The organism is Bradyrhizobium sp. 138, assembly GCF_023074075.1.
Classification (GTDB): Bacteria; Pseudomonadota; Alphaproteobacteria; order Rhizobiales; family Xanthobacteraceae; genus Bradyrhizobium.
The window spans coordinates 1-13,760 of sequence record NZ_JADPKT010000001.1 but is presented as its reverse complement, the minus strand read 5'-3'; the positions used below and the strand labels follow the sequence as shown (position 1 = coordinate 13,760).

The following is a 13,760-nucleotide window of genomic DNA, read 5'->3' as shown; positions in this document are numbered from 1 at the left end:
AGCAGAATATTGATGCGATGCCGGTGCAGGATGGCGTGAGGAAGGCGCTTTCAAGATTTTCTCGATTTGCACTGCTGAATGTGCGCGCACACTGCGCGAACTGAATTCATACAACGGCTGTTCGAAACGGCAGCCGCGGCACTTGACCGTCATTCGGAGCGTCCTTTTGTCTCGTCCCGTCTTGCGGCACATTCGCTTTTTGCACGGCAAGTTCGCAGATGCCGCTTCGATTGGCGGTTAAGGTCCTGGATTTGCGTGCGAGGGTTGTAGATGCCCAGGGATGATGCAGGCGCCCGCTGCTGAGGTTGAACCCGGCCAGCTGGTTCCGCATCGGAACCCGGCGACCAATTAGCTGCGGCGGGCCAGCATCAGAAAGTCGCCGCGCCATCCGATGACGGCCGTTGCAATCGCGGCGATCACGATCTTGCCGGCGAGCCAGGTCGCGGGCTCCGTCGGCATCGAGCCCAGCGATCCGATCAGGATTGCGGCCACCAAGGCCTGCACGACCAACGACCAGCGCGGGAATGCCTCGAACCGCAGGGTCGGACCGAGCGCGACCAGGATCGTTGCGAGGGTGGCGAGCGAAGCGCAGCCGACTGCCTGTCGCGGCGACAGTCCGGCCCATACCGCGATCAGCGCGGCGGCTGCGACGATCGCGAGCTGGCCGGCCGCGACGACCACGAGCCTGGTCGCGAGCTTTTCCAGGTGCGGAACCACCGCGATGGTCGCCTGCAGATGCGTATGCAGGAAATAGAAGGCGGCGACCGTCGGCGCCGTCGCCAGGAAGCCATCGAGGCTCTCTTGCGGCACCAGGATACGGGCTGCATCCGGAATGAAGCCGACCAGGCCGCCGAGCAGCACGAGGGTCGTGCAGATCATGAATTCGAACATCCGCCGCGCCGATTGAACCGACTTCATGACGGTCCCGCGCTCGAAGTCCTTGATCAATTCGGGATAGCTCACGGTGTGGATTGCGGCGTTGAGGACCCAGAACGGACGCTGCAGCAGGTCGAGCGCGATCGAAAATCCTGCGCCTGCCCCCGTTGCGCCCAGCCGGCCGATGATGATGACACGGAGCAGCACCGGCACCGACAAATGGATGACGGATGCGCCCGCCGCGAGCATGCCGTAGCGGGCGAACGTCTTCCAGTCGGTCAGCATCGTCTGCAACGAGGCGCGTTCCAGCGGCGTGCGATACGAGAGAAGGCCGGCGACGAGGCCCAGCACGTGACCCGACGCAATCCCGAGCAGCGCAGCTTCGGCTGTCCCTGACATCGCTCCTCCCGCGGCGGCGCCTGTCAGGAGCGCGGTGGCACGCAGCGCAAGAAGCGAGGACGCGATGCCCAGCCGGTCGGACAGCCGGACCGACAGGAAGTAGAGATCGGTCAAGCCCTGAAGCACGGAGATGCCGAGACCCAACGCGATGATTCCTGCCGGAAGCGCGCTGGCCATGGATGCGCAGCTCCCGACCACGACCAGCGCGCCCGCACTCGAGAGGCCTGCTGCAAACAGCGACCACCTCAGCCGGGCCGCCTCGTTCTCCCCGGCTGCGGCCAGAAAGCGCAGTCCGGCGAGCTGCAGCCACTCGAACATCAGGACGCAGAGCAATTGGCTCGAGGCCAGCGCGAGGGAAAAGCTGGTGTAGTCGGCTGCGGGCAACAGATGACTGACCGCGAAGATCAGGATGATCGCCGCGGCGCTCTGGTAGACGTAGCCCGCCATGGCGAGGAGGCGTGTCATCGCGGAATGAGGCGCTCCTTGCCGACGACCGGTCCCTGGGGCGCTTCGGTCGTGGCTGCGCGCAAGTGCGACATCCGCTGCTCGCGCAATTGTTCATACAGGTTCTTGTATGAAGACAGCACGTCGGCAAATATCCACTTGTTGGTATCGGCGATGAGGCGCCGGCTGATCTCGTCGATCTTGTGCGGATCGGCCGCGACCGCAAGCATGCTCTTGGCCAGGGATTGCGGATCGGCTTCGGTCAGCCAGCCCGTGACGCCGTGCTCGATGACCTCGGGCATTCCGCCAAAGCGCGTTCCGAGCAGCGGCCTGCCCGCCGCTTTGGCGTCGGCGACGACGAGCGGGCCAGGGTCGTGCCAGATCGACGGGGCGATCACCACATCGACTTGCTTGTAGAAATCGTCCGGCACCACGAAGCCCATGAACTCGATCCGCGCATCCGGCGCGAGCGCCCTGAGGCGCCGTTGCTCCTCGTCGCTGACACGGCCGGCGATCATCATGCGGATGCGATCCGGGGGCACCAGGGCCAGCGCCCGCATCAGATTGTCGATGCCTTTCTCCTCCGTGAGGCGACCGATGAAACCGAACGTCACTTCCGTGGTGCAGACCGGGCGGGGATAGGGCGCACGCGGCGGCTCGGTGGAGGCGTTGCGGATCACGGTACGGATCGGCGTCTCCGCGAACATGCCCATGTCGGTGTGAATGGACAGGACGCGCTCGCTCACGCCGACCACGGCGCTGAGCCAGTGCGTGGCACGCTTGCGATGAAAGGTCAGAATTCCGCAGCTCGTGCAGGTGTGCTCGCAAGACCGTCCGTTCTCGAAGCGCGAGCAGCGCGGGCAGGTCAGATAATAATCGTGAAGCGTATGGAGCACGGGAACGCCGAGCTGGGCGGCAACGCGCCAGATCGCGGTGGTGAGGCCCGACAAATTGTTGGAGTGCAACACGTCCGGTTTGAAAGCCCGGATGCGCTCCGCGATCAGGGGGGCCTGCATCTGCCAGTCGTCGACGGCATGCCAGATGCTGCGCAGCGCGACGTTCTTCTGCTCGGTGAAGGGCATATAGATGTTCTGCACCGGCGCGGAATAGACGTTGATGCCGTTGCAGCTTTCGCGCGCCTGCGCGGGCGAGGACGCGGCCCGGATCACTTCCACCTCGTCACCGCGCTGCACCAGGCCTTCGGCGAAACGCCGCGCGAAGATCTCTGCGCCGCCGACGATCTTTGGGGCCTGAGGCGTCGGATAAAGCGTGGACGTCAAAAGAACTTTCATCGCGTCAACCTCATGTCTGCAAAAAATTCGCGTCTACCGCGCCGGCCTTATCTCCAGGGCGGGAACGGCACTGTCATTGGCTGCAATCAGGACCGGTGTGCTCGAGACGGGGATCCAGACCCCGGACGCAGGCTTTGCCGTCCGGTCGCACGGCGTCGCAAAGCTTGCGCCTGGTTGATCGCCCTTGAGCCGGATTTCGTAGCGTCGGTCCGGAACCTCGGACCAGACCGCAACTCTGCCGCCGGAAGCCGTCGATGCATTGATCGACACGACGCCGCTGGCGAGCTCGCGTCGTTCGGCGCTCAGGCTGGCGCGAACGAAGGCCCAGGCGCCCTGGGCGGCACAGGCGACCGGCTTTGGCGAATTGTCGAAACGATAGAGTCCGAAATTGTCCTCCAGCTCCGATGGATTCTTTCCACTGTCCTTGAGCTCGTAGAGCCACATGCCCTTGAGCCAGCGCGTCGCGGTCGATGCCCACAGGATGAGCTGCGCCGTATTGTCGGCCTGGGCCTGCTCGCTGACGCCGCATTTGTTGGTCGCCGTGGTCCAGCCGGTCTCGGTGACGTAGACGGGAAAATCGGGATTGCCGCTCGCCTGGCCGACGAGACGGTGAAACGCGGTGACTCGGTCGATGATTTCGGCCGCGGTGCGTTTGCTCGGGCCCATGCAGAAATTGTAGAGATGGATCGAAGCGCCGTCCGCATATTGAAGGATGCCGGTCCGCAGCATCTTCTCGGTCCATGTCCAGCCCGGATCGTCGCCGAGAGCTCCGACCAGGAAAGGCGCATTGGGCGCAACTCGCTTGACCGCCGGCCGCGTGACTTGCGCGAGCGCCAGATAGTTTTCCGGCGAGAACGCGGCATCCTTCTTTGCCGCCAGATTCCATTCGTTCCAGAGCTCGAAGAGCGGATGCTGCGCCACGACAGATTGCGCGGCCGCAGCGGCATAGTCGGCAAACCGCTGTCGCGCTTCATCGGTCGTCGGTGGCGAGGAGTTCGGAACCAGATGATGGCCGAACGCAAGGATGAGGAGAGGGCGCGCGACGCCGGATCTGACTTGTGCCTCGAGCCTGCCGAGCCTGGGCGTGAACCCCATCCGGCGTCCTCCGACCTCGAAATCGGACCAGGGAAAATCGTCGCGGAAAGCGTTGAGGCCGAGTTGCTTGATCTGGGCAACGTTCTCCGAAGGCACGTAACCGCGCGTGCTGACCGGGCCGCCCAGCCCCTGATGGGTGCCGACACCCAGCAGGAATCGGGCATCGAGCGGGTGAGCCTGCTGTGCGCAGACGGAAATCGGCAGGAAAATGGATGCGATGAAGCTCGCGAGGCGAAGGCTGTCGCGAACCAAGGTGCGTGGGAGCGGTGCAGCCATCAGAAATTCTTGGAGAGATCCGATTGCAGGGCCGCCTTCGCCTCGACCGGCGTCCGCTCGTCATGCAGCAGCTCGGCATAGACCTGTTGCAGCTGTCCATGCGTCTTCTGAACGTCATAAAGCTGCTTGAACCGGGCGTAGCCGCGCTGCCCCAGCACCTTGAGATCGAAATCGAGCGCCCGCCGGAAACCATCGACGAGCGGCTGAACGGCCACCGGCTCGCAAAGCACGCCGGTCACGCCGTCGACGACGATCTCGGGCAACGCGCCACTGCGGAATGCCAGGATGGGTTTGGCCGCACGCATCGCTTCCAGGGCAACGAGGCCAAAGGCCTCCCAGCGTGACGGGATCACGACGAGGTCGGCGGCCTCGAGCTGGGTCTCGATGGTCGGGCGATCGAGCCAGCCCAGCAGCGACACGTTGGACGGGACGCTTGGGCCTTCGTACTTGTTGACGACGGAGGCGCCGATCATGCGGACATCCAGCACATCTTCCAGCGTGCGCGCCGCTTCGATCAGGAGATCGAATCCCTTCTGACGGTCCAGGCGTCCGATGAACAGGACTTTGACCTTCTTGGAGGTCCAGTCCGCCGCGACCGGCTGCGGCGAGCGCGTCTTCGAGATGCCGTTATGAACGAGGGTAAGGCGGTCGGCCGGAATTCCCGCGCGGACCGCTTCGTTGAACTCGTCGCCGGAGATGCAGATGATTCGGTCCGACGTCCGAGCCAGAAGGTTTTCTGCCGCCTTTGTCACCACGTGACTGAGGCGGCCGGTCTCGCGCGTAAATGCCCAGCCGTGCGGGCAATAAACCACGCGCGGACCGCCGGAGCGGGCCGCAAGCGCGGGGCGGAGCACGAGGCCTGCAAACGAGGAATGCAGATGCACCACGTCCGGCTTGAAGGCGTCCAGTGCCTGCATGCTCGCGCGAAACATCTGGAACAGTCCCGCGACGCCGCGGCCGGATCGTTCGAACGTCGTAATCTGGCCGTCATCGACTGCGGGAAGATCGCGGCGATGATCCGAGGGCACGACATAGTGCACGTTCTCCGCGCCGAAACTTGCCTGCTGCTGCGGATGCAACTCATTCAGGTAGCTCGCAATCCCGCCCCGAATCGTCTCGGCGATGTGCAGCACTTTCATCGTTTGCCTCGCATAAGGCTGCGTCGGAGAGCCGGACATCGTGCATCCCTGTTCTGTGTTCGCTAGTGCGAGATACAGTTCCTCGAATACGTAGCGATAATGGGGCAACGATGTGGTGATGTTGCGCCAAGCTCTTTGCGCTTGTGCTGTTTAGAAAAAACAAAAAGTTTCATGGAACCACAAAACGCGCAGCGAGTTGCAAAAGGTTTGTGCAAGAACCATTGCGCGCGAAAGGCGAATTGCGTCGAATTTCAAGCAGCGCTGGCGACGTTGGCCGGCCCTGCGAGATGATCGAGCAGAGCCTTCGCCGATTTCTTCCACGAATAGAATGCAACGCGATCCTGCTGCCGCATGCGTTCCTGATCAGAGATGGCGCCGGTTGCCAATCTTTCGAGCATGAGCTGCTTCAACGCTTCGGCATCATTGGCGTCAAAATACGCAGCGGCGTTGCCGCATGTCTCCACGACGGCATCGGCCGTCGAAGCGATAACCGGACAACCGAACAGCATGGCTTCGAGCGGCGGCACGCCGAACCCTTCATAGAGCGAAGGAAACACGAAAGCCGATGCCTGCGCATAGAGCGCTGCGATCTCGCCGTCCGTCAGACGTCCGGCCAGCAGCAGGCCGGAAGCCCCGTCGCCAGAATTGTCCTGAAAGACCTTGCTGTTGTCGCCGCCGACGATGACCAGCGGAACATCGGCCCGGTCGAGCAGCTGGACGGCACGGATCGCGACGGAGAGATTCTTGTTCTTGGTGCGCGAGCCAACATAGAGGAAGAATTTCTGCGGCTGAACCCCAAGTCTGGCAATGATGTCGGGATCCGGCTTCGTCCTGGCGAAATGTTCTGCGCTGTTGGGGAAGACCGGGATCTCCGTTGCCGACAGATTCAGCACCTCGGCAAGCTCTTTGCGCGAAAAGCCCGATACGGTTGCGATGCTTGCATGTCGGGCGAGCAGCCGGCCCATCGTGCGGTGAACTGCCAGATAGCGCCAGTTGAAGAAGTCAGGCCTGCGAAACACCTGTGCGTCGTGGATCACGACAATGTGGTCGCGATGGAACACGGGGCCGGCATTGGCGAGACTGATCAAGCGGCCGCCCGCAGCGGCGCGCGCCAGCTCGACTTGATCCCAGGCGTGCCCGCGCAAGCGGCCGACGGTGCGAATCTTGATTCGCTCGAGCTGAAGCTCTTCACTTGCATTCACGGGCGTCAGCAACTGCCAGTCTGCGTTCCGCAGCGAGGCGGGCGCTTGCTCCGACGCCAGCTGCGCGTCGATCGCCTTGACGATTTCGGCGGCATAACGCTGCACGCCGGTGAGCTTTTGCGACAGAAAGCGGCCGTTGATGAAGAATTTCAATTGGCTACCAGAATTGTTCGTGAGGATCCGGGCCGCGTTTCCGAACAAGCGGGCGGCGGACGACCCGCACAGGAGCAACCGTTAGGTACAGAAATATGACGCAGCTCTGCAGGGCGCTGAGGCGCCGGCTGCATGGCTGGCGCCGCCTTGCTGCATATGAGGTCGCGGTATAGATCTCGCGCATGAGCGATGACACCCACTCCCTCCGCAGCGGCTCCCTCACCGCGACCATCAAGGCGCAGGGCGCCGAGCTGTGCTCGCTGAAGGATGGCGTCACCGAATTCGTCTGGCAGGCGGGGCCGGAATGGCCGCGCCATGCGCCGTTGCTGTTTCCGATCGTCGGGCGCCTGCCCAGGGACGAATTGCGGCACCGGGGCAGGACATATCGGATGACCCAGCACGGCTTTGCGCGCGACAGCCGCTTTGCGTGGACAGAACGCGGCGAGCGCCGCTGCGCGCTGGTGCTCGAAGACAGCGAGACGACGCGTGAGCTCTATGCGTTCGCGTTTCGGCTGACCGCAATCTATATGCTCGACGATGCTGGCCTCGATCTGACGCTCGTAATCGCCAACACCGGCAAGGAGACATTGCCGGCTTCGATCGGTGGTCATCCCGCGTTCAACTGGCCGCTTCAGTCGGAACTTGCCAAGGAGAGCTACGCGCTGACCTTCGCCGGGGCGGAGTCGTCTCCTGTCCGCCGTCTTGATGGCGGGTTGCTGCGCCCGGCAATGGAGCCCAGCCCGGTCAAAGGTGCCGTGCTCCCCTTGTCCGAATCCCTGTTCACCGACGACGCCGTCATTTTCGACCGGATCGAGAGCAACGCGGTCCGCTATGCCGCGTCCACCGGTCCCTGGCTCAAAATGTCCTGGCGCGGCTTTCGCGAACTCGGCGTCTGGTCGAAACCATCCGGCGCGCCGTTCCTCTGCATCGAGCCCTGGCGCGGTTATGCCAGTCCCGCCGGATTCGATGGCGAGTTCAGCGACAAGCCGGGCCTGATGCACATCGCAGCAGGCGCGGAAGAGCAACTGTCGTTCCGGATCGAGGTCGGATCGTCCTGAGACCGAAAGCGAGCTGATCGATGGCCCTCAAACCTCGATCCGCGTGAGATCCTCGCCGAGCACGACGGGACCCGCATAGTCCTGCCTGACATCCGCGAGCAGCGCGTTCAGCATGGCATCGTCGGTGCGCGGCCGGTGATGGGTCAGCGCGAGCTTCTTGACGCCGGCCTTGGCCGCGACCTTGCCGACGGTATCGCCGCAGGCGATGGTGAATTTCGCAAGGCGGCGTAGGTGCTCGTTGTTGATCTCCGGCGTCGCGAGGAAGCAGCACTGAACCAGCAGGTCGGCTCCCTGTGCCAGCCGCTCGAGCCCGGGGCAGGGGACGGTGTCGCCCGAAATTGCAATGACCTTGCCCTCCGCTTCGAAGCGGTAGCCGAGACACATCCATCGCGCGAGGAAAGCCGGCGGCATGTCGAGGCCATCGCCATGCGAGACCAGCTCGGCGCTGATCTTCCAGCGCCCGGTGTCGAGAATGGGACCCGGTACGATGTCCGTTGCGGCGACGGGTTTCCAGCCGCCGAAGCTCGGCTCGCCCTGATCCCGCCAGGCGATGTCCTTGTCGTAGACCTGCGTGACCAACGTGTGAACGAGTCGCTCGGTATCCGGCGGTCCGTAGATGCGCAGCTCGTCCTTGCGCCCGGACATCCATGAATTCAGCATCACGTCGTAGAGGTCGCCGATGTGGTCGAAGTGATGGTGCGTGAGAAAGACCGTGTTGATGGCGCCGAGCGGAACGCCGGCCTTGCTGAGCTGCACCACGACGCCGCGGCCGGCATCGAACAGGATATTCTCGTCGCCGAGCCTGATCAGCGTGGTCGTCGCCATGCGGCGCGGATCCGGGCGCGGGCCGCCGGTGCCGAGCAGTATGACCTCCATCGTGTCCACTCCAGCGTGAGGAGTCTTCACAGTAGATATGAAAGCGGCAATGAAGCAAGCCGCATCGGGCCGGCAGGCACGGAGCTGGCGCGTTCAGCGTATGCCGGCCACAGTAGCGGCAATGGTCGGCCGGAGGCTTGATCGGTCCGGTGCCGCTGACGTCAGGCGATGCGCCAGGTTCTGCGCGTGCCGTTCGACCAGGTGCCATGTCGCGCGCGCGACGAGATAGCTCAGCGCGGCGGTGACGACATAGGCGATCAGCAGCGAGACCAGCGCGTCCGCCAGCGGCCAGAGCTGGCGCAGGCCGTAGATCACCGCGAAGTGCGACAGATACATCGAATAGGAGTTGCGGCCGAGCGCCTCGAGCGGCTGCAAGCGGACGGCAAGCTTGATGCAGCCGACCACCAGCGCGCCGAGCACGAGATTGATCATCAGATAGTTGAATTCATGCGAGCCGGTTGCGCGGTCGGCGGCAAAGGACATCGCGATGAAGACGGCGTAGATCGCGGCGTCGGACCTGGCAAAACCGTCGCGTAGCGAGAAGAACAGCGCGCACCCGATCAGGAAGACCGGAAGCTGGTTCAGGAAGCTGATGTGCAGCGTAGTCCAGACGAATGCCTCGTGACCGGGGCCGTAATAGGCCGAGAACAGCGCGAAGGCCCACGGCTTGAACAGGCAGACATTGACGAGATGCAGCGCGATCGCCAATGCGAGATAGAGATGGCGGCGCGATCCGAACGCGGTGATCAGAAGCGGGAAGACGAGATAGAAGGTCATCTCCGCCGCGATCGACCAGTCGCCCGGCACCACGCTGTTGACGCTGTCCGGCCAGAAGCCGTGCAGGAAGGTCGCGGTCAGGATCACCTGAACCGGCCCGATGCCACCCGGCGCATTGTCGCTCGGCCCGGTGCCGTTGATGGCGAGGTAGACCGGGATCGCGAGCCAGAACAGCGGCGCGATGCGCAAGGCACGGCGGATGTAGAATTTGCCGGTCGGATTCGTTTCCCCGCTGCGCTGTGTCCACATCAGGCACATCGTCATGGCGCTGACGAAATAGAACACGTTGACGCCGGTCCAGCCGCACATGAAGGCGAAATCGACGGCGTGGATGTTCGACGGAAATGCCTGCGAGACGTGGATTGCCATCACCCCTGCAATGGCAAGGCCGCGCAGGACATCGAGCGTGTGTGCACGGCCGAACGGCGCCGTGCCTTGCTCGATTCGACCGGCAGCCAACCGGGCCTGCCCCTGCATCACGCCTGCTCCGTGGTTCTCATTGTGCAGGCGGGACAATAGAGACGCGACCGGGCTTTCCGAAGCCGAAGGCTTTTTTTACGTTAACCGGCGGTTGAGTCCGAGGCCGAATGTTCGGGACTGGCCTCCGCAGGCGCAAAGGCCCCCGGGGGGCATGCTGCGCTGATGCGCGGAGTGAGAATTGTGGGCCAATTCATACTTAATAGTTGAAGACCATGACCAATATTGTTTGCGCATCACAACGCGCCTAGTATTCCGGCAGGCATTTCGGGGGCTCGAACAAGTCGTGAATGTCCGTTCACATGACAGCGCGTTGCGCGGTGGCTTGAATTTCCAAGGGGGGCCGCAGGCCATCCAAGGCGGGCCGCAGGCCATCCAAGGGTCACAGGCACACAGGATATCCAAGACCGTGGTTGATTCCGCACGTCAGGAATTGCGTCCCGCCGGCCGCGAGCGGCTGATCGTCGTCGAGGACGATCCGGTGACGCGGACCATGCTGGTCGGCTATTTCAGCGAGAACAATTTCGACGTGGTCGGCGCCGGCTCCTGCGCGGAATGCCGCCAGGCGCTGCGCGCGCGCACCGATCTCGTCTTTCTCGACCTGCAGCTGCCCGACGGCGACGGCTTCGATCTCGCCAAGGAGATTCAGGCCACCAGCAATGCGGGCATCATCTTCGTGACGCGCCGCGACACCGACGTCGATCGCATCCTCGGCCTCGAGATCGCAGGCGACCACTACGTCACCAAGCCGATCAATCTGCGCGACCTGCTCGCGCGCGCGCGCAGCGTGCTGCGGCGGCGCTCGCTCGACCGCAAGGCAGCGCGCAACCACAATTCGATCGCGTTCGGCGACTGGATCATCGACCTGACCCGGCGCGAATTGCTCGGCAGCGACGGCAAGCCGGTAGCCTTGACCCGCGCCGAATTCGATCTGCTGGCGGCGCTGGTCGGCGCCGACGGACGGCCGCTCAGCCGCGACTATCTGATCGAGGTCGTGAGCAATCGCCAGGCCGAGGTCGACATCCGCACGGTCGATGCGCTGGTGGCGCGGCTGCGCCGCAAGCTCGTCGGCAGCGGCACGCCGGTGATCGCGACCGTCACCGGCGTCGGCTACAAGCTCGCGCTTAGCGAGCGGCCGTAGCGCATCCTCTTCAACGCGTTGCGACGCGCTTCCATCGCGCTTCGATGCGCGCCTTGATCTGGCTGACCCTGGCCTCGTGGGCAGCCCAATAGGCGCGGCTGGCGGCCGCGGTGCCTTGACGATAGCGGGCATAGACCGTTTTGGGCTGCACCGGCATCTTCGGGCGGCTCGCCGGTTTTGCCGGAGCCGTCGCTTGAGCTGCGGAGGTTGGCCGGGGCGCCGGATCCGGAACGGCCGCGACCTCGGCGTCCAGAGCCCTCGAATTCATGGCGGCAAGACGATTACGGGCCCGGTTGCAATAGACCTGCGACCGCGGCGTCATCTCTTCCTCGCCATGGCCCGCCCGGTATTTCATGAGGGCGCGGCAGAGATCCCTATCCGCCAGGCGCCAGGCCCGGCTGAGATAAAGCACCCCATAATGGATGTTGATGTCGGGTTCGGCGAGCTCCGCCTCGGTGCCCCGGAAGCCCAGCACCGCCGCGGTCTCGGGCCGCACCTGCATCAGGCCGATCTCGCCGACGTTGCCGATCACGGCCGAATTGTAGCCGCTTTCGACGAAGACGACGGCTTCGGCGATGTCGGCCGGTAGATCGGTCTTGGCGGTTTCCCTCTCGATGATCTTCCGGATCATGGCCCGGGATGATGGTGTCTCGCCGGCGCCGAGCTCTGCCCTGGAGACTGCCGACGTCGTGCGCGGGCCGTCCGTGTCGCCGTCTGCGGCGTGCGCGCCAAGCGGGGCCGACAACAGCAGGACGACCGCCACGTGTCTCCACGTGGCGCCGAGATTGAAGCGTGCCCGGTCCCACAGCATGGGGTCTGTCATAGTTCTTCGGAGTTAACAAACGGCCTCCGGCGCGCGGGGACTAGCGCGCGCGGGCGCTCTGATCGGTGGCCGGCGCTAGTGCAGGTTCAGCCAGCCGGTCGTCGATCGCATAGAGCGTGCAGGTCGGCGACCATTTCATGCAGGCGGCCAGCGAGTCACGCTGGGCCTCGTTGGTCGTGACGCGTCCCGCGCGCCAGCCATAGCCGCCGTTCGGCGACACTGCGAAAGCCTTGTGCGGCAGCATGCTGGCGAGATAGCGCGCGAACTCGGTCCGCGCGGCCTCGTTGAGCTGGCGCGGTGGTGGCAAGGGATCGGGCGGGCTCAGGATGTCACGACCGACGAGCGCGCGCTCGCGCAGGAAGCTGTCGAGATAGGGCGTCCATTGCGGTCGGCTTGCTACCGAATAAAGGTAATGGCCATCGTCGCCGAAGGAAGGTGCCGCGATGAATGTCGCGTTGCCGCCGCCGATGCGAAATCCGTCATGAAGGCGGCGCGCGAGGTCGGGGCCGAAATACGAATCGTTGGTCGCATAGACCCAGAGCATCGGTACGCGCGAGGTCTTGCCGAAGGCGGTGAAGGCCTGCACCAACCCATCCGGATTGCAGACGTCGTCATCGTCGCGCGAGCCGCGGCCGCCGGCGAAGTTGATCGCCGCGACGAGCCCGGGCGGGGCCTGCGCAGTGAGCGCGATCGTTGCGAGCCCGCCGGCGGAATGGCCGGCCGCGATCATGCCCGACGTCGTGACGTCAGCCCGGCGGGCCATCGCATCGATCGCGGCGCGCAAATCGGCAACCGCGACCGCGGCCGCGGGCAGGTAGGCGGCCTTGGCGCAACCGCCGACGCTGTCGACGCGTCCGCCGGGCGAGGTGCCGTAGCCGCGCCGCATCACGATCAGCGCTGCAAAGCCGCGCCGGGCGTATTCGAGCGCGATGCCGTAATACTTATGCGCCGACATGGTCGCGCGGTCGTCGAAGCTGCGCGGCGAGCCGTGGCTGAGCAGCGCCAACGGATAGCGCTTCGTCCCGGCCGGGCGGACCAGAAAGGCCTCCAGCCCCTGCGGTCCGGCCTCAGCCATGGGGATGCGGAGATCCTCGGTGTAGAATTCCGCGGCGCGCGCCGGCGTACCGGCCACGAGGAGGCCGGCGATCAGCAGCAGCAGCTTGCGCAGGAGAGCCATGGGACGATTCGAAGGGCCTCGATGGCGGGAAGCATAGCATGATCTCCTGACTTGAACCGTGACCTCGCAGCTATCGCCGTCGTGCTCAGGATGACGGGACGGGCCGGCCTGTGTCGCCCTCTGTCAATCCCTCTTGCCAAAAATATTCCACTTTACCGAAATTCGGTTTTGTCGTATGTGTCGCTCATCCCGGCTCATCCAAGAGGGGCGATCTTGTGTCGTCTTGATCGCGAGCCGGGCTTGCGGTGGACGCGGCAGCGTCGGCATGAGAGGTGCGGGCAGGGCGGGTAGTCCCTGTGAGCCCGAGGCTTCGTGCAGACGAACGGCGCTGTCAGGTTCGTCTCGCCTGTAAGTTTCCGGCTTCGTCGACAGGGCTGGAAAGACTGCGGGCGACATGGCGGGCCGTGCGTACGGCAAAACCGTGTGGTCCTGACCGTCGTTGCCACGGTCAAGTCTCAGCGAAGATGCGAGCGAGCCCAACCGGGCAGACTGCATCATCCAATTCGCGGGGCGAGGGAGGCCAGAAGGAAAGTTCGGCTCCCGGGAGATCACGGC

The 13,760-nt window shown here is 64.3% G+C and carries 11 protein-coding genes; 2 read left to right on the top strand and 9 right to left on the bottom strand.

From position 1 onward, the window contains the following. Nucleotides 1-348 precede the first annotated feature (348 nt). The 5 genes from IVA79_RS00055 to IVA79_RS00035 form a co-directional block, all read right to left on the bottom strand. Nucleotides 349-1,740 (bottom strand): hypothetical protein, encoded by a 1,392-nt coding sequence (locus IVA79_RS00055; RefSeq protein WP_247549314.1) that lies wholly within the window; start codon nt 1,738-1,740, stop codon nt 349-351. After that, nucleotides 1,737-3,011: a glycosyltransferase family 4 protein gene (locus IVA79_RS00050; protein ID WP_247549312.1), complete on the bottom strand. Its 1,275-nt coding sequence runs from the start codon at nt 3,009-3,011 to the stop codon at nt 1,737-1,739. Before IVA79_RS00050 ends, IVA79_RS00055 begins: the two co-directional genes overlap by 4 nt. 33 nt (nt 3,012-3,044) lie before the next feature. After that, a complete protein-coding gene (locus IVA79_RS00045; RefSeq protein WP_247549310.1) occupies nt 3,045-4,382 on the bottom strand; it encodes a hypothetical protein in 1,338 nt (445 codons plus the stop codon). Then, nucleotides 4,382-5,521, bottom strand: a complete 1,140-nt coding sequence (locus tag IVA79_RS00040) for a glycosyltransferase (RefSeq protein ID WP_247549308.1) — start codon at nt 5,519-5,521, stop codon at nt 4,382-4,384. Before IVA79_RS00040 ends, IVA79_RS00045 begins: the two co-directional genes overlap by 1 nt. A gap of 251 nt (nt 5,522-5,772) precedes the next feature. Further along, the gene (locus tag IVA79_RS00035) at nt 5,773-6,876 is read right to left on the bottom strand and encodes a glycosyltransferase family 1 protein (protein WP_247549307.1); all 1,104 of its coding nucleotides are present in this window, start codon (nt 6,874-6,876) and stop codon (nt 5,773-5,775) included. A gap of 182 nt (nt 6,877-7,058) precedes the next feature. On the opposite strand from IVA79_RS00035, the gene IVA79_RS00030 reads away from it, so the two are divergent. Continuing rightward, nucleotides 7,059-7,934: an aldose 1-epimerase family protein gene (locus IVA79_RS00030; protein WP_247549305.1), complete on the top strand. Its 876-nt coding sequence runs from the start codon at nt 7,059-7,061 to the stop codon at nt 7,932-7,934. A 27-nt stretch (nt 7,935-7,961) separates the two neighbouring features. Here IVA79_RS00030 and IVA79_RS00025 read toward each other — a convergent pair whose 3' ends face one another. After that, nucleotides 7,962-8,810: an MBL fold metallo-hydrolase gene (locus IVA79_RS00025; RefSeq protein WP_247549303.1), complete on the bottom strand. Its 849-nt coding sequence runs from the start codon at nt 8,808-8,810 to the stop codon at nt 7,962-7,964. Between the two features lie 93 nt (nt 8,811-8,903). Further along, nucleotides 8,904-10,064 carry an acyltransferase gene (locus tag IVA79_RS00020; RefSeq protein WP_247549301.1) on the bottom strand — a complete coding sequence of 387 codons (1,161 nt, stop codon included), beginning with the start codon at nt 10,062-10,064 and terminating at the stop codon, nt 8,904-8,906. Nucleotides 10,065-10,350: 286 nt separating this feature from the next. Between IVA79_RS00020 and IVA79_RS00015 the strand changes: the two genes are divergently transcribed. Next, entirely contained in the window at nt 10,351-11,205 is an 855-nt protein-coding gene (locus IVA79_RS00015; RefSeq protein WP_247549299.1) for a response regulator transcription factor, read from the top strand. Nucleotides 11,206-11,215: 10 nt separating this feature from the next. On the opposite strand, the gene IVA79_RS00010 is transcribed toward IVA79_RS00015, so the two are convergent. Continuing rightward, on the bottom strand, nt 11,216-12,016 hold the full coding sequence (locus tag IVA79_RS00010; RefSeq protein WP_247549389.1) for a transglycosylase SLT domain-containing protein: 801 nt from the start codon (nt 12,014-12,016) through the stop codon (nt 11,216-11,218). A 52-nt stretch (nt 12,017-12,068) separates the two neighbouring features. Next, a complete protein-coding gene (locus tag IVA79_RS00005; protein WP_247549297.1) occupies nt 12,069-13,205 on the bottom strand; it encodes an alpha/beta hydrolase in 1,137 nt (378 codons plus the stop codon). Nucleotides 13,206-13,760: the final 555 nt, after the last annotated feature.